Here is a 17,697-nt window from a genome sequence, read left to right as displayed (position 1 = left end):
CTATTATTTTTTCATGCCTTATGCTTCCATTTGTTCAAATTGACTATTATATAATGATGCATAGAATCCATTTGCTTCTAATAATTCAACATGGTTTCCTTGTTCTATTATATCCCCATCTTTCATTACTAGTATTAAATCTGCATCTCTTATTGTTGATAATCTATGTGCTATTATAAAACTTGTTCTGTTAGCCATAAGATTTTCCATAGCCTTTTGTATTAAAACTTCTGTACGAGTGTCTACTGAACTTGTAGCTTCATCAAGTATAAGAAGTCTTGGATCTGCTAAAATAGCACGGGCTATTGTTAACAATTGCTTTTGTCCTTGTGATACATTGCTAGCCTCTTCATTTAGAACCATATTATATCCATCTGGAAGTGTTTTAATAAAATGATGAGCATGTGCAGCCTTAGCAGCATTTATAACTTCCTCATCGGTTGCATCTAATCTTCCATATCTTATATTTTCCATAATAGTTCCATTGAATAACCAAGTCTCTTGAAGAACCATTCCAAATAATTCTCTTAAATCATCACGATTAAAATCTTGTATATTGTGACCATCTATTAATATTTCACCAGTGTTTACATCATAAAAACGCATAAGCAGTTTTACCATTGTAGTTTTTCCAGCCCCAGTTGGACCAACTATTGCAACCTTTTTACCTGGTTTAACATTAGCTGAGAAATTATTTATAATTGTTTTTTCTGGATTGTATCCAAAATGAACATTCTTAAATGTAACTTCTCCATTTATACCCTCTATGCTAACTGGGTTTTTAGCAAATTGAACTTCCTCTTCTTCATCTAAGAACTCAAATACTCTTTCTGCTGCTGCGGCTGTTGATTGCATTAAGTTTGCAACTTGAGCTGTTTGAGCTATTGGCTGATTAAAACTTCTTACATATTGTATAAATGAAAGGATATCTCCAACTTCAATAGTTTTCTTAATTGCAAGCCATCCACCAAGAATAGACACCATTACATATCCTAAGTTTCCTACGAATGTCATTATAGGCATCATCATTCCTGATAAGAATTGTGACTTCCAAGAGGATTCGTATAACTTAGTGTTTAATTTATCAAATTCCTCAATTGCATCCTCTTCTCCATTAAATGCTTTTACTATATTGTGTCCACCATATACTTCTTCAACCTGACCATTTACATGACCTAAATATTCTTGTTGGTCTTTAAAGTATTTTTGTGATTTTTTTACAACTAAAGTAATTAATAGTCCTGATATAGGTAATATTAATAATGCTATAATTGTCATCATCCAACTTATTGATAACATCATTATTAGTATACCTATTATAGTTGTAATTGCAGTAATAACTTGGGTCATACTTTGATTTAAATTTTGACTTATACTATCAACATCATTTGTAACTCTAGATAATACTTCCCCATGAGTTTTAGTATCAAAATATTTAAGTGGCATACGATTAATTTTTTCTGAAATTTCTTTTCTCATATTATAAGAAACTTTTTGAGAAACTCCCGACATAACAAATCCTTGTATAAATGAAAATGCTGCACTTATTAAATATAATCCTAGTAATAATATTAAAATCCTACCTATATATTCAAAATCAATACCTGCATCTGCCGTTCCCTGTACCTTTCCAATAAGTCCATTAAAAATTTTCGTAGTTGCTTTCCCTAACATTTTTGGTCCAACTATTGAAAACGCTGCACTTCCTATTGCAAAAATAACTACTAATATTATCGCTATTCTATATGGTTTTAAATATTTAAGTAGTTCTTTCATTGTACCTTTAAAGTTCTTCGCTTTTTCTCCAGCGCCCATGCCGCCCATAGGACCTCCGCCAAAGCCTTTTCCAGTTCCACCTTTTTCTTTACTCATGATCTAGCTCCTCCTTTGAAAGTTGTGATGAAGCTATTTGTTTATATACCTCACAGTTTTCTAGAAGCTCATTATGTGTACCTACACCTACAACCTTACCTTCATCAATTACTATAATTTGTTCTGCATGTAATATAGTACTTATTCTTTGAGCAACTATTAATACAGTACTCTCTGTTGTTTCAGCTTTTAGAGCCTTTCTTAATTGTACATCTGTTTTAAAATCAAGTGCTGAGAAACTATCATCAAAAATATATATATCAGGTTTTTTAGCTATTGCTCTTGCAATTGAAAGTCTTTGTTTTTGACCTCCAGATACATTTGTACCACCTTGAGATATTTCTGAATTAAAGCCTTCTTCCTTTTCATTTATAAACTCCATAGCTTGTGCTATTTGTGCTGCTTTTTCTAATTCTTTTTCACTAGTGTTCTTTCTACCATACTTTAAGTTACTTTCAATAGTTCCTGAGAATAAAACTCCCTTTTGAGGAACATATCCTATTTTATCTCTTAATTCATGTTGTTTTACATTTCTTATATCTACTCCATCAATTAATATCTCACCCTCTGTTACATCATAAAAACGAGGTATTAAATTAATAAGTGTAGATTTACCACCGCCTGTACTTCCTATAAAAGCAGTAATTTTCCCAGGGTTTGCTGTAAATGATATTTTACTTAATACATCTTCTGCAGCATTTGGATATCTAAAAGAAACATTCTTAAACTCTATAATTCCCTTTTTATTTTTATTGAAAGATTTAACTTCCTTTGGGTCTTCTATTATAAATCCTGTTTTTAAAACCTCATCAACACGCCCAGCTGCAACACTTGCACGTGGAAGCATAATTGATACCATTGATATCATTAAGAATGACATTATTATTTGCATTGTATATTGTATAAATGCCATCATATCTCCAACTTGCATTGTTCCAGAATCAACTGCATGTGATCCACTCCAAACTATTAATATAGTAATTGCATTCATTATTAGCATCATAAGTGGCATCATTGTTGCCATTGTACGATTAACAAAAAGATTAGTTTTTGTTAAATCCATATTTGCCTTATCAAATCTTTTCTCTTCATGCTTTTGAGTACTAAACGCACGAATTACAAGCATTCCTGATAATATTTCACGTGTTACAAGATTAACCTTATCTATAAGATTTTGAACCGCTTTAAACTTTGGCATAGCAAGGGCAAATAAAACTATTATTAGTGATAACATAGCAATTAATGCAACTGCTATTATCCATGCCATTGAACTATCAGTTTGAATAACTTTTAATACTCCTCCAAGCCCAAGTATAGGAGCATAAAATACTACTCTTAAAAGCATTACCATAAGTATTTGTATTTGTTGTATATCATTAGTGCTTCTTGTAATAAGTGAAGCTGTAGAGAATTTATCTAATTCTGTATTTGAGAATGATACAACTTTTTTAAACACTTGACCTCTAAGATTTTTTCCAAGATCTGCAGCAACTTTTGCACCTATATAAGCTACAATTACTGTTGCTACCATACTAATAAGAGCTATTAGCACCATTATTCCACCAGAATACAAAATAAAATTACTTTGAAGTTTGCTTGTGTTTACTCCTATAGCTTTATATTCATTTTGAATGTATGGAATTGCGATTTGAGATACCATACTATCTGATAAATCTTTTAATTTTTCGCCCATTTGTTTATTTACTTCTTCAACTATTTCTTTAGGCATATTTTTAAGAAGGGTTATTGTATCCATATTTTCTGGAACAACCATATTATTTGGAATATTACTAATTAATCCTTCTTTAATTTCATTTCCATTTGACCCATCCTTTTCAATTGCTGATAAAATAGCAATTGGCTGTGATATTATATTATTTAATTTTTCTATTAACTTTTTATCCTTAGTGTTAAGTTTATATAATTTTTCATTTTCAAGTTGTGGATATTTCTTAACATATTTACTAAACTCATCTTGGCTAAGATCCTGTTTATCTAATAATATATAGTTATCCATAACCTGAGATTTATTATTATCATCCATAAATACCATAATATTTTCTAGCTGTTCTTTTCTAATTATTTCTGGAACAGCGTTTTTTACTCCACCTTGTTGTATCCCAACATTTACTATATCAGATGTATAGTCTGGCAACGAAAGATCACAGACCGCCTGTACTATAAGTAATCCAATAATAATTATGATTGGCAACGTAGATTTTTTTAAATACTTAATTAATTTAAACACTTTATACATTTCTCCTCTCGTCTACTAGTTCTTTATTTAGGTAGCTTCAAAAATAACTAGTCCTATTCTGCTGTATCTTTTTAGCACCATTACCTTTTAATTTATTTATGATTATATATCAATTATATTTTCATAACTATTATAAGTCAATAACTTTTTATTTGAATTCACAATTATTTTAGTTTATAATTAATTAGACGTTTACTAATATATGCGAAGGAGAATTACTATGGATACTATAAATTTAAATAAAATTTCTGATGATTTAGTTAACATGTTGTTAGAATTACGTAAGAAAACTTTCAATAAAGATCATTTTATTAAAGGGGCTTGTATGCCACCATCACATTTTAAAGTTATCTTTTCCCTTTCACATTCTGGTCCGGTATCACTTTCTCATTTAGCAAATACTATTGGTGTATCTAAACCTAATATGACCCCTATTATAGATAAATTAATCCAAGATGGATTTATTAATAGATATGAAGACCCCAATGATAGAAGAATTCTTAGAGTGGAGTTAACAGAAAAAGCAAATGAATTACTTAATTCTCAAACTCAAAAATTTAAAGATATTCTCTGCGTAAAATTATCAGACCTTGCTGACGATGATTTAAATTCATTAGAAGGTTTGTTAGAGAAGCTTACACCTATCCTATCTAAACTAAATTAATAGTGGTAACTATTAATTTACTTTCATACTAGAACCTTAGAAATGTATTTAATTAAGATATCATTGAAAACTTTTAACCCAAAATAAGCTAAGCTCAACACTTAGCTTATTAATTTTTCATAATTATAAATTTATTTATTTGCTAAAACCCTTTTTTCTTTGCTTCAATTCCACTTTCATTTAAAGCAGGACTTTGAATAGTACTTACAAAACTATTTTTAGACATAGGTTCCTTTGTCCTAACCTCATTTTTAAGATAATTTTCTTTTTTCATTTCTCTTTTATTTTTTGAATCCATCTGTAATATCACTCCTTTTAAAATTATTATTCTAAATTAGTTTCTCTCAAATAATCTTAACTATACTTCTCTAAGCCATATAAGAGAATAAAAAAAATCCATATATCATAATTTGATATACAGATTATATTTTTATAAACTTATTCTTAGTTTCCGATAGAGTCTACTCTTTATTGCGTACAATTACTCTAATTCTTTTCTTATTACTTTAAGAGCCTCTAATAATTCATAAAAATTATGGATATACTCACAATATTCTTCATGTGTTAATAGTTCATAATCATCTGAAGCATATCTTCTGCTAAAATAAAAATCCTTTAAATCTCTACATAATCCTTTGAATTCTTTCAAATATTTATAATCATTTAAATATAAAACTTCTAAAAGCTTAACTAAATTATGCTCCCTGGATATAATGCCGTATTTTTTTTCTGTGATTCCCTTTAAATTTTTTTCTATACACTGTTGACAATGAACTAATACTCCATCTTCTAACCCAACACTATTTTTTGTCCCATCTATAAATTTTTCATCTATATCAGCAAAATAAAACATGTCTCTTTTTACCACAGATCACCAGCTCCTTATATCTATCAAATCATTTTGTATTTCCTGTTCAAAACTAGTATTATTAGCCAAATTAATATATCTATTTCTATTATAAAGTTTAATATCTACGCTACGGGATAACTTTAAGATATCTATCTTATCTTCTAATTTATGCCTTAATAATCTTAATTCCTTAATAGATTTATCATCTGGAATTAAAATTAGTATATCTATATCACTATCTTTTTTATATTTTCCTTTTGCAATTGAACCAAAAAGAAATATTTCTATTTCACTTACTTCACTTTTAACAAAATCTTTTATAATAATTATTTCATTTCTTACATTTTCATCAAGACAATACTCTACATCAGCTTTCATTTTAAACCTACCTTTAGACATCTTTAAAAAATAATAAATAAATATGCTAATATATTTTTTTAAATTCCTTATTACTCTATCTTTATTATATCTAATTATCCTATTTAAAACAACTGTAGAAAGCAGGTGTTTTCCACCTTCGTTAACTCAGATGGACGAAAGTACCGACCAATTTTATTTTTTTACTAAGCACAAGTAAAATAGCAATACAATTCATTTTGCAATGAATTGTATTGCTATCTTTCATAACTTTTGCTCAATCATAAGCGATTTAATCTATAAGTTCGCACCTGTCACCAACTTTTACTTTCCCACCTACTAATACCTTTGTGAATATCCCATTAGTAGGCATTATGCATTTTCCTACCTGATAGAATATTGCACATTTGTCATGACATTTCTTACCTATTTGTGTTAATTCTAAAAGTGTTTCTCCAACTTGTATTTTTTGTCCTATTGGTAATTTATTTAACTCAAATCCTTCTACAACTAAGTTTTCTCCAAATGCGCCAAATTCTACATTTGCACCACTACTTCTAAAGTCTTCTATTTTATCTAATGCTAACAAACTTACTTGCCTATGCCATTTACCTGCATGGGCATCTCCTTCTATTCCAAAATCATATATTAGATTAGCCTCATCTACCATTACCTTAGCTGTGCCCTTTTGCTTGCTTGTACATATTGCTATAACTTTATTCATTGCATTAGCCTCCAATTTCATTCATAAATCTTATTTCTTCATTTTTGTTTTGTTCATTAAATAAATGTTTTTCTGGCTTATTATATATATTATTTTTAATGATATTATTTAGCTCTTCGTTTGAAATACCATTTCTAAGTAATGTTCTTAAATCTACTCCATAATTCCAATGTAAACACTGCTTTAAAAATCCATCTGGTGTAATTCTTATTCTATTGCAATAATCACAAAAACAATTACTTATTGCACTTATAAATCCAACTCTTCCTAATGAATTATTTACTCTAATATATTTAGCTGGTCCTTCTGATATATTTCTATTAATTTCAGCTAGTTCTTTATATTCCGATTTTATTATTTCTAAAATCTTAGTATTTTTAACTGGTTTAAATAATTTACCTTGTCCAATTGGCATAAGTTCTATAAACCTTACATCTATAGCCTTCTGTTTTGTAAGCTCAACAAAATCTAATATTTCATCTTGATTTATGTCTCCTATAATAACAGTATTTAACTTAACTTTTATATTATGTTCTATACATTTATCAATAACTTCTAAAACTTTCTTTAATTCACCTCTTCTAGTTAATGTTTTAAACCTATCTGGCTTTAATGAATCTAGGCTAATATTTACACCTTTAACTCCATTTGCAGCTAAATTTTCAACTTGATCTAATAATAATATTCCGTTAGTAGTTAAATATATTTCCTCTATTCCTTCTATCTTATTAATTCTTCCTATTAGGTTCATAATATCTTTTCTAACTAAAGGCTCTCCGCCAGTGAATCTTATTTTCTTTATTCCAAGCTTTGCACTTTCAAGTACTATTCTATATATTTCATTATCTGTAAGCTTTTTATCAGAAGATAAAAAATCATTATGATTTTCTTTCATACAATAAATGCATCTTAGATTACAATTATCTGTTACTGATATTCTTAGATAATCTATCTTTCTTCCATATTTATCTTCCATATTTTTTTTAATGGATCTACTATTTTTTAATAATAGTAGTGTCTAAATCTAAGTTTTACTAAATAAAATATTTAGATTTTTACTTAAAAATTAAACTCACCACTTTTTCCTCCTGTTTTTTTTAATAAATGTGTATCTTCAATAACCATTCTTTTATCTAAAGCTTTACACATATCATAAATTGTTAATGCAGCAATTGTTACTGCCATTAAAGCTTCCATTTCCACACCTGTTTTTTCAACTAATTTAACTATAGATTTTATGTTAATTTCGCTTTTTTCCTTATCTATTTCAAACTCAATATCACAGCTAGATATCATTATTGGATGACACATAGGTATTAAATTTGAAGTCTGTTTACTTGCCATTATACCCGCTACCCTTGCAACTCCAAGAACATCGCCTTTACCTATTTTACCTTCCTCTATAAGTTTTAAAGTTTCAGGGTTTACTCTTATTTTCGATACTGCTATAGCTACCCTTTTACTTTTATCTTTTTCAGAAACATCAACCATTCTTGCATTTCCACTTTCATCAAAGTGTGTAAGCTTTTTATCCATAGTTTTCTCCTCCTATATATATGTTAACTATTATTATTACTTATAAATATTATTTTCTTTATTTTCCAAATGAACAATGTGGAAAATTACATATATTACAATCTAAACATAACCCACCATGTCCATAAGCTACTATATCATTTAATGTTAGTTTTTCATCTGCAAGTAACCTTGGAAGTACTAGATCTAAAACTGTTCTTTTTGAGTACATAGCGCAACTTGGCACCCCTAGTATTGGCATATCTTCATGATAAGCTAATAAAAACATTGCTCCCGGTAACACAGGTGAACCATACACAACTAATTTTGCTCCACATTCTTTTATTGCATTTGGCGTAACATCATCAGGATCTACAGACATTCCTCCCGTGCAAATAATCATATCTGCGCCTTCTTCTATAGCCTTCTTAATTTCTAAATTTATTCTATCTTTATCATCTGGAAGTATAATTTTATTTAAAACTGAACTTCCATATTCATTAAGTTTCTTTTCTATTATCGGTAAAAATGCATCTTTAATTCTTCCGTAATATAATTCATTTCCAGTTGTTATAACTACAACTTTTTTAGGAGTTATTTCTTTTACGGAAATAATACTATTTTTTATTACCTCCTCAGCTTCTATAATTTTATTTTCATCTATTATTAATGGAATAACTCTAGTTGCTCCAATTTTTTCACCTTTTTTAATAGGGGTATTATTATGCAAAGTTGAAACTATTATTTCCCCTAATGAATTAAGCTTAAACAAGTTCTCTTTATCTATTTTAAGCAACCCATCTCTAGCTGCAAAAAAATCTATTTTCCCCTCCTTAATCTCTTCTGCAGTATCCACACCTTCCCCTACAACTAAATCTGAAATCCTTTTAGCTGCATCATTTTCATGAAGTTCACCTTCCTTAGGTTCCCATACATAAACATTATCTTTTCCAATTGATAATAACTTTTCTATGTCCTCCGCTCTTATTATATGTCCTTTTTTAAAGGCTCTTCCCTTAAATTTACCTGGGATTATCTGTGTTACATCATGAGATAACATTGTTCCTATTGCATCTTCAACTTTTATCATTTTCATTTCAAATCACATCCTAATCTTCTTTATTAATTAGATAACTATATAAACTCATTAAAAAAACTGCTATTATAAACACTATTATTAATATAGTTACAGCTTCTTTATTATTGTTGTTCTCTATTGCGTAATACATTGACATTGGCAATGTTTGTGTTTTTCCTGGTATGTTTCCAGCCACTAATATAGTTGCTCCAAACTCTCCAAATGCTCTTGCAAAACTCAAAAGTATTCCTGTTAATATTCCTCTTCTTGAAAGTGGTAAAATTATTTTAATAAATACTTGAAACTCACTTGCTCCCCCTGCTCTAGCTGCATCCTTAACATCTTTATCTACTGATAAAACTGCCACCTTTATACTTTGATACATTATTGGTAGTGTAACAATAACTGCTGCTATAACTGCTGCTGATAATGTAAATATAATAGAAGTATTGAAATTTTCATTTAATATTTTACCTATAGGCCCATTTTTTCCACAAATTATTAATATTAAATATCCAATAGCAGATGGGGGGATAAACATAGGCAAAATTATGAATGTCTCTATAATTTTTTTAAACTTAGTAGTTTTTCTAGTTAAAATTTTTATCGCCACTATAGATATTCCTAATGTTATTATTAATGAAATTAATACAACTTTTATGGAAGTATAAACTGCATCTATTATCACTACTTGTCCCCCATGTTAAATCCATATTCCTCAAATATTTCTTTTCCTCTATTAGAAGTTATAAATTCAATTATTTTAATATTTTCTTTATGATTTTTACTTGATTTTATAGGTGCTAATACATATATTATCTCTTTATGATTTTTACTTGGAACCTCTAAAACTATTTGCGAGTCTTTTAAATCTTTAGCATCACTTTTATATATAAACCCAAAATCAGCATCACCACTTTCTACATATGTTTTAACAGCTTTAACATCTTTTCCATATACAACATTAGTCTCAATACCTTTCCATAAATTCATATTACTCAGCGCCTCTTTCGCATATTCTCCTGCTGGAACTGTTTCTATTTCTCCAAGTGCTATCTTTTTATTTAATCCTATTAAATCATCAAACTTATTTATTTTTTCACTAACCGCATTATTTTCAACTAATACCAGTGAATTTCTTAATGGAGAGCATACCTCTTCCTTCAAAACTAACTCTTCATTTATTAAATCATTCATAAATTTTTCATTAGCTGAAAAAAATATATCAACATCTGCGCCTTCACTTATTTGTCTTTTTAAAGTTCCAGACCCACCTGTATTAACATTAATTTTCACATTATTAGCACTTTCGTACTCCTCTTTGATTTTATTAATTGGCTCTGTTAAGCTTGCTGCTACACTAATTGTAATCTCATCTTTCTTTCCATTAATTTCTTTATTTGCACATCCACTTATTGACGACAATAAACCAATCATCAATATAATTACTACTTTCTTGCGCATTCAATTGCCTCCCCAAGTAAAATATCTATTCCATGCTTAATATCCTCTAATACAAAATCTAAAGCTTCCTTGCAAGCTTTAGGGCTTCCTGGCAAATTAACAATTAATGTCTTACCCCTAATCCCCGATACTGCTCTTGAGAGCATAGCTCTTTTAGTTATTTGCAAGCTATACCATCTTATAGCTTCACATATTCCTGGTGCATCTCTTTCTATTATCATTTTAGTTGCTTCCGGAGTTATGTCTCTAACTGAAAATCCTGTTCCACCTGTGCTTAGTATAAGGTTTACACCTAGTTCATCGCTCATATATTTAAACTCACTAGCTAGCATTTCCTTGTCATCTGGAAGAACAATATATTTTTTAACTTTAAATCCATTTGCTTCTACAATATCCTTCATAACTTGTCCACTTTTATCTTCTCGTTCTCCTGCATATCCTTTATCACTACTTGTTATAATCCCAACTGTATACATTTACTTAGCCTCCCAATTTTTATAGTCTTCCATCCTATGAACCCTAGAAAACCTTCTATATGTGTCAGTTATTTTTTCTGTAAAACCTGTATTTAGTGTCTTTATATGTCAATATTATACCATATTTTTGTATTAAAAGGTAGTAACTTCATACTTGTTATAAGAATATTCATCCCTTAAATAATTTATTTTTATTTGTTTTTTCTCTATCATATTATAAATGTTGCTATAATTTATAATGAATGGGGGTATATATTATTATGGAACATTTTATTTCTTATCTTTTTATTCTATTAGGAGTTATCTATTTTATATTAGCTATACTAAGTAACCATACCTTAACAAAAAAAACATTACGGACTACATTTATAGATAAAAATAAATATCTTACTTCTATGAATATTTTATTTTTAGTTACAGGAGCTATTTATATTATTTTAGGTTTATTCCCTATTTTCAAACTCCTATCTACACAGCTAGCTACAACATTTTTTTCTTGTATATTAACATCATATCTAATTATTATGTTGAATATACAAAAGAAATATGGCCCCTCAAAAGAAAATTAAAATCAAAAAAATCCGTATAGCATAATTTGCTATACGGATTCTTAATTATATTAATTTATTTTTTTCTTTAATGTTGCAAGTATTATCATTCCAACTAACGAACCTACTACTAATGCTATAAAGTATCCTAATGGATTGGTTATAACTGGTAGTACGAAGATTCCTCCATGAGGTGCTCTAAGTGATGACTCGAAGAACATTGATAATGCTCCTGCAGTTGCTGAACCTGCAACACATGCTGGTATAACTCTTAATGGATCTGCTGCTGCAAATGGAATAGCTCCTTCTGTTATAAATGATAATCCCATTATATAGTTTGTTAATCCTGATTGTCTTTCTCTTTCTGTAAATCTGCTTTTAAAGAATGTTGTGCATAATGCAATTGCAAGTGGTGGTACCATTCCCCCTGCCATAACTGCTGCCATAATATCAAATTGACCTGTTGCAAGTGAAGCTGTACCAAATACGTAAGCTGCCTTATTAAAAGGACCACCCATATCTATTGCCATCATTCCACCTAAAATTGCTCCAAGTAATATTTTACTAGTGCCACTCATACTGTTTAAAACATTATTAATACCGTTATTTAATGCTGAAGCTGGAGGATTAACAACAAATGTAATAATTAATCCAATTAGTAATATTCCTAGAACCGGGTAAATCAATACTGGTTTTATACCTTCAAGGCTAGTTGGTAACTTATCAAATAATTTTTTCAACCCAACTACTACATATCCTGCTATGAAACCTGCAATTAACGCTCCAAGGAATCCAGATCCTCCGGCACTTGCAATTGCTCCACCTACAAACCCTACCGCAAGCCCTGGTCTATCAGCAATACTCATTGCAATATATCCTGCCAATATTGGTAACATAAAGTTAAATGCAGTTCCACCTACTGTTTTAAAGAATGCTGCAAATGGTGTATTACTACCAAAGTTTGCTGGGTTAATAGCATAGTCATCCACTAAGAATGCTATAGCTATTAATATACCTCCACCTATAACAAATGGTAACATATGAGAAACTCCATTCATTAAGTGTTTATATATTGTACGTCCTACACTTTCTTTTTCCTCTGACTCTGATGAGGACTCATTTGAGCCTTCATGTCTATACACTGGTGCATCTCCATTTTGTGCTTTAGTTATTAATTCTTCTGCTTTATGAATTCCATTAGCAACTTTAGTTTGAATTACTTTTTTGCCATTGAATCTTGCCATATCTACTTTTTTATCAGCAGCTACAATTATACAATTAGCATTTTCTATTTCCTTTTTAGTTAAAACATTTTTAGCTCCACCCGATCCATTTGTTTCAACTTTTATTGTAACACCCATTTCTTTTGCTTTATTTTCTAAGCTTTCAGCAGCCATAAATGTATGAGCTATCCCTGTAGGACATGCTGTAACTGCTAATACTGTATATCCATCTTTGCTTTCTTTATTTTTATCCTTATTTAATTTATCATTTTCTTTTTCATCAATTAATCTAAGGAACTCTTCTACTGATTTAGCCTTAATTAATGTATTTTTAAATTCTTCATCCATCAAAATTGTTGAAAGTCTTGCTAAAACATCTAAATGAACATTATTTTCACCTTCTGGTGCTGCTATCATAAAGAATAACTTTGTAGGTTGTCCATCTAACGAATCATAATCAATTCCATCAGTTATAATCATAGCGCTTAAACCAGCATTTTTAACTGCTTTAGTTTTAGCATGAGGAATACCAATTCCATCACCTATTCCAGTTGTGCTTAGTTCTTCTCTAGCTAATACAGCTTTTTTATATTCTTCCTTATTACTAAGTTTTCCTGTAGCATCCATTAAGTTTACTAATTTATCTATAGCCTCTGCTTTATTTTTCACATTAGGATTTATTGCTATACCGTTCTTTTTTAACAAATCTGTTATTCTCATAATTTTCCCCTCCGTTATTTAAATTATTTCTAATAATAATTCTTCTACTTTATCTTTTGTAGCAAGACCATCTGAAAATGCACTTGCACTACCAGTTGCAACTCCCATTTTAAAAGCTTCTTCTAATTTATTATGTTTTAAATAGCCGGCTATAAAACCTCCAACCATGGAGTCTCCTGCACCTACTGAGTTTCTTACTTTTCCTTTAGGCACAGCGCTTTTTAAAACTTCACCCGTTTCCGTAACAAATATTGCGCCATCTCCAGCCATTGAAATAAGAACATTTCTTGCTCCCATTTCTTTTAACTTTTTAGCATAATGAATTATTTCATCTTCATTTTTAATTTCCACATTAAACAATTCTGCTAATTCATGATGATTTGGTTTTATTAAAAATGGTTTATAGTTTAATACGTTTAATAAAAGATCTCCTGTTGCATCAACTACAAATTTTATTTTTCTTCCATCTAATCTTTTCATTATAGATTCATATATATCTTTAGGCAGTGTTGATGGAATACTTCCTGCTAAAACAAGTATGTCGTCTTCTTTTAAAAAATCTAATTTTTTATAAAGTTCTTCTAATGATTCATTATTAACTTGTGGTCCTTGACCATTGATTTCTGACTCTTCACTAGATTTTAGCTTTACATTTATTCTAGACATTCCATTATGTAATTTTATAAAATCTGAATCACATCCAAATTCCTTAACTTTTCTTTCTATTTCATCTCCTGTAAAACCTGCTATATATCCAAGTACTTTACTCTCAACTCCTAAGTTATTTAATACAATAGAAACATTTATTCCTTTTCCACCAGCATAAATTTCTTCGTATGATGTTCTATTTACACTTCCTAGTTTAAAGTCATCTACTCTTACTATATAATCTAAAGCAGGGTTAAAAGTTATTGTATAAATCATTTTTTTGCCACCTCTATTATTTCTATAAACTCTTTATAAGTATTATCTTTAACTGTTGTTGTAATTATCGTTGCATCTTCTAATTGTCCAAATGTTACACAACTTATTTCATCAAATTTTGAATTATCTGCCATAATATAAGCTTCTCTTGTTCTTCTTAAAGCCTCTTGTTTCACTAATGCCTCACTAATATCAGGCGTTGTATATCCTCTGTCTTTTGAAATACCATTAGTTCCAAAGAAACCCTTATTAAAGTTATATCTCTTTAAAGTGTTTATGGCTTCTACTCCTATTATTGCTTCTGTAGACTCCTTAATTTCGCCACCTAATATATAAGTTTTTAGCCCTTTATTTATTAATTTTTTAGCTTGGTTTATACCATTTGTTATATATACTGCTTCTTTTTCATTAATAAATTCAATCATTAAATCTGTAGTCGTACCTGCATCTATATATACAAAATCATTTTCTTTTATAAGATTTGCTGCATATTTTGCTATTTCTAATTTTTCATCTATATTCAAACTTTCTCTAGTAGAAAGCAAATCATCTTTAGTATTTATAAACTTATCTAAAGCTGTTGCCCCACCATGAACTTTTTTTAATTTTCCTTGTTTATGAAGAAAATTTAAATCCCTTCTTATTGTTGATTCTGATGTATCTAGGTCTTTAACTAATTCACTAACATAAACAAGTGACTTTCTATCAATTTCATTCAAAATAATTTGATATCTTTGTTCTGTTAACATTTACATCACTTCCTTATATTCATAATAACTCTTTTGTAAGTAATTTTCAAGCATTTTAAGTCAAAAACATTTAAATTAATTCAAAATCATTCACGATTTATTTATACTTTCTGTTATTGTAGGAATTTTCAATAAAATAGCTAATAAATATATACTTTACCCTGTCTTATTACCTCTTATATCCTTTAAATAATTCTTAGTGATTATAAAATAAAAAAATCCCAATTTGTAATTAAATATAAATTACAAATTAGGATTCATATAGTTATCTCTGTATTACTTAAATATTTTCAAATTCTATGAATATATTTATAGCCTTAATCTATTTCTACTATTATCTTTCTGTATTATAAGCTATCCCAATTGCTCCTGGTCCCACATGAACTCCAATTACAGGTCCTATAGATATAACTTCTACCTTTTCATTTATATGTGCACTTATCTTTTCTGCAAGTTTTTGACCTTCTTTTTTACAATTTATATGATGAATAACTACTTTCCCTAATCCTTTTTCTTTAATATCATTCATAAATACAGATAATATTTTTTCTATAGCCTTATTATTTGTTCTAACTTTTTCAACAACTGACGTTTTTCCATCTTCAACAGTTAATATCGGTACTATTTTAAGTACTTTACCAAACAAAGCTCCTGCTGATCCTATTCTGCCACCCATTTTTAAATAGTCTAAAGTTTGTGGAGCAAATAAGAATTTACTCTTTCGCTTTACACTTTCACAAGCTTCAACTACCTCTTCTAAACTTGCTCCATTTATTGCCTTTTCTGCTGCAGCTAAAACCGCAAGTCCCATTTGCATACAATTAGAGCGTGAATCTATAAGTGTTATTTTCCTATTTGGATATTTTTCTAAAAGCATTTCTTTTATTATATGTGTACTTGAAAAAGTACCACTCATTTCTGAAGAAATAAATATTCCAACAATATCATCACCATTAGATAAGTGTTTTTCAAAAGCATTACTTGTTTCATCTAATGACGGTTGTGATGATTTTGGAAATTCTTTAACTTCATCCATTAATTTGTAAAATTCTTCATTAGTTATATCCACTTCTCTTATACTCTTATTATTTAATGTAACATTTAAAGATACTACTGAAATATCATATTTATTTATCATTTCTCCAGATAGGTATGAAGTACTATCTGTTATTACTTTAACCCCCATAATTATCCTCCTATTTCTCTGATAAAGAACATTATAACATTATTAATTATTAATTTCTATGATTCCTCTTTATTATTAGATATCTTCAAGAAAATAACTAGTTAAAATAATATCTTCTATATCCAAATGAAAAAAAGCACACCGATGTACTAGTGTGCTCTTTCTTATCTATAAATTATAGATTTATATAAAGTTTATGGATGTACTAATTAGGGAATAAAAAAATTTTTCAAGTTGAATGCCAGGTCAATAGAGGTATTGCCCTTTAGCATGTGTTGTACAGTATGCTCTTTTATACAATCATAGTGGTTAAATATGATTTGAGCTTTTTTGTGGTCATTGTAAACTTTCCAATAACCACACATTAAACATTTTTTATTTGTACATTCCATAAAATCTTTAACATCTTTAACTGGTATCCCTAAGAATAAACCTAACTCATGTGGACAATTATATAAATCATATCTAGTCTCCAACATTGTTAAATAATCCCATAGTTCTCCATTTTTTAAGTAACCTAACGCTGCTAAGAACTCTATGTGACTTTCTTTAAATAGATTTTCTTTTAAAGATACCTCACTAAATATCATAACTATTACAGCATCATCACAATCTCTCAATTCTATAAAATCTAAATCAATTTTTCTTATAAAATCTCTTCCATAGGTGATCCACTTATCATATAGATTTTCACCCTTCTTTTTGAAGGTTACTGTAGCTGCTGGCTTTGATCCTGCAATTACAAGTGAAAGACTATAAACTAAAAAGTTTTCTATGTAGTCTTTTCCTTCAAATGAATTTAATTTTTTATAAAAATCTATACACAAAGTTCTCACCCCTTTAATCGTTGTTGAAATTCATTCTCAACTACATCTTATAATAAACTAATCTCTCTGTCAATAGTATAACCATAAAATATATTTAATATTTATCTTTTAATTTTTTATTTCAATAGGTTATAACTACATGCTCTATAGAAAAATATATAATAAGTTCTATTACTATAACTACCCTTTAACCCTTAATTTATAATTATTAACATTCGAATAAAAAAATACTGCAAATTCATTTATGAATAATGCAGTATTAA

Annotated in this window: 18 protein-coding genes; 1 reads left to right on the top strand and 17 read right to left on the bottom strand. The window is 28.9% G+C overall.

The window, feature by feature from the left end; all coding sequences use genetic code 11:
- Positions 1-18: 18 nt before the first annotated feature.
- Together BLS77_RS10675 and BLS77_RS10670 are read right to left on the bottom strand one after the other, a co-directional pair.
- Positions 19-1,872 (bottom strand): ABC transporter ATP-binding protein, encoded by a 1,854-nt coding sequence (locus BLS77_RS10675; RefSeq protein WP_207648689.1) that lies wholly within the window; start codon positions 1,870-1,872, stop codon positions 19-21.
- Positions 1,865-4,120, bottom strand: coding sequence for an ABC transporter ATP-binding protein (locus BLS77_RS10670; RefSeq protein WP_089969331.1), 2,256 nt, complete (start codon positions 4,118-4,120; stop codon positions 1,865-1,867). The genes BLS77_RS10675 and BLS77_RS10670 overlap by 8 nt, the downstream gene beginning before the upstream one ends.
- A gap of 229 nt (positions 4,121-4,349) precedes the next feature.
- Here BLS77_RS10670 and BLS77_RS10665 point away from each other — a divergent pair, with 229 nt between their 5' ends.
- Complete coding sequence (locus BLS77_RS10665) at positions 4,350-4,793, top strand: MarR family winged helix-turn-helix transcriptional regulator (protein ID WP_089969328.1); 444 nt, start codon at positions 4,350-4,352, stop codon at positions 4,791-4,793.
- Between the two features lie 142 nt (positions 4,794-4,935).
- Here BLS77_RS10665 and BLS77_RS19905 read toward each other — a convergent pair whose 3' ends face one another.
- The 15 genes from BLS77_RS19905 to BLS77_RS10585 form a co-directional block, all read right to left on the bottom strand.
- Entirely contained in the window at positions 4,936-5,091 is a 156-nt protein-coding gene (locus BLS77_RS19905) for a hypothetical protein (RefSeq protein WP_089969325.1), read from the bottom strand.
- A 183-nt stretch (positions 5,092-5,274) separates the two neighbouring features.
- Entirely contained in the window at positions 5,275-5,661 is a 387-nt protein-coding gene (locus BLS77_RS10655) for a HEPN domain-containing protein (protein WP_089969323.1), read from the bottom strand.
- 3 nt (positions 5,662-5,664) lie between these two features.
- Positions 5,665-6,021: a nucleotidyltransferase domain-containing protein gene (locus tag BLS77_RS10650; protein ID WP_089969320.1), complete on the bottom strand. Its 357-nt coding sequence runs from the start codon at positions 6,019-6,021 to the stop codon at positions 5,665-5,667.
- Between the two features lie 271 nt (positions 6,022-6,292).
- The gene (locus BLS77_RS10645; protein WP_089969317.1) at positions 6,293-6,724 is read right to left on the bottom strand and encodes an MOSC domain-containing protein; all 432 of its coding nucleotides are present in this window, start codon (positions 6,722-6,724) and stop codon (positions 6,293-6,295) included.
- 4 nt (positions 6,725-6,728) lie between these two features.
- On the bottom strand, positions 6,729-7,700 hold the full coding sequence (gene moaA / locus BLS77_RS10640) for a GTP 3',8-cyclase MoaA (RefSeq protein WP_089969314.1): 972 nt from the start codon (positions 7,698-7,700) through the stop codon (positions 6,729-6,731).
- An 83-nt stretch (positions 7,701-7,783) separates the two neighbouring features.
- Positions 7,784-8,260 carry a cyclic pyranopterin monophosphate synthase MoaC gene (gene moaC, locus BLS77_RS10635; RefSeq protein WP_089969311.1) on the bottom strand — a complete coding sequence of 159 codons (477 nt, stop codon included), beginning with the start codon at positions 8,258-8,260 and terminating at the stop codon, positions 7,784-7,786.
- 58 nt (positions 8,261-8,318) lie between these two features.
- Positions 8,319-9,335 (bottom strand): molybdopterin-binding protein, encoded by a 1,017-nt coding sequence (locus BLS77_RS10630; protein WP_089969308.1) that lies wholly within the window; start codon positions 9,333-9,335, stop codon positions 8,319-8,321.
- A 13-nt stretch (positions 9,336-9,348) separates the two neighbouring features.
- Entirely contained in the window at positions 9,349-10,005 is a 657-nt protein-coding gene (gene modB / locus BLS77_RS10625; protein WP_089969306.1) for a molybdate ABC transporter permease subunit, read from the bottom strand.
- A complete protein-coding gene (modA, locus tag BLS77_RS10620; protein WP_089969303.1) occupies positions 10,005-10,781 on the bottom strand; it encodes a molybdate ABC transporter substrate-binding protein in 777 nt (258 codons plus the stop codon). Before modA ends, modB begins: the two co-directional genes overlap by 1 nt.
- Positions 10,766-11,257 carry a MogA/MoaB family molybdenum cofactor biosynthesis protein gene (locus BLS77_RS10615; protein WP_089969299.1) on the bottom strand — a complete coding sequence of 164 codons (492 nt, stop codon included), beginning with the start codon at positions 11,255-11,257 and terminating at the stop codon, positions 10,766-10,768. The genes modA and BLS77_RS10615 overlap by 16 nt, the downstream gene beginning before the upstream one ends.
- Positions 11,258-11,876: 619 nt before the next feature.
- On the bottom strand, positions 11,877-13,748 hold the full coding sequence (locus BLS77_RS10605) for a PTS fructose transporter subunit IIABC (RefSeq protein WP_089969293.1): 1,872 nt from the start codon (positions 13,746-13,748) through the stop codon (positions 11,877-11,879).
- A gap of 18 nt (positions 13,749-13,766) precedes the next feature.
- Entirely contained in the window at positions 13,767-14,672 is a 906-nt protein-coding gene (gene pfkB, locus BLS77_RS10600; protein ID WP_089969291.1) for a 1-phosphofructokinase, read from the bottom strand.
- Entirely contained in the window at positions 14,669-15,421 is a 753-nt protein-coding gene (locus tag BLS77_RS10595) for a DeoR/GlpR family DNA-binding transcription regulator (protein ID WP_089969288.1), read from the bottom strand. The genes pfkB and BLS77_RS10595 overlap by 4 nt, the downstream gene beginning before the upstream one ends.
- A gap of 334 nt (positions 15,422-15,755) precedes the next feature.
- Positions 15,756-16,607: a DegV family protein gene (locus tag BLS77_RS10590; RefSeq protein ID WP_089969285.1), complete on the bottom strand. Its 852-nt coding sequence runs from the start codon at positions 16,605-16,607 to the stop codon at positions 15,756-15,758.
- A gap of 209 nt (positions 16,608-16,816) precedes the next feature.
- Positions 16,817-17,434 (bottom strand): DUF3793 family protein, encoded by a 618-nt coding sequence (locus BLS77_RS10585; RefSeq protein WP_089969282.1) that lies wholly within the window; start codon positions 17,432-17,434, stop codon positions 16,817-16,819.
- Positions 17,435-17,697: the final 263 nt, after the last annotated feature.

Origin of the sequence: Clostridium gasigenes (assembly GCF_900104115.1) — a bacterium.
GTDB lineage: Bacteria > Bacillota > Clostridia > Clostridiales > Clostridiaceae > Clostridium > Clostridium gasigenes.
This window is presented reverse-complemented; position numbering and strand designations above follow the sequence as displayed.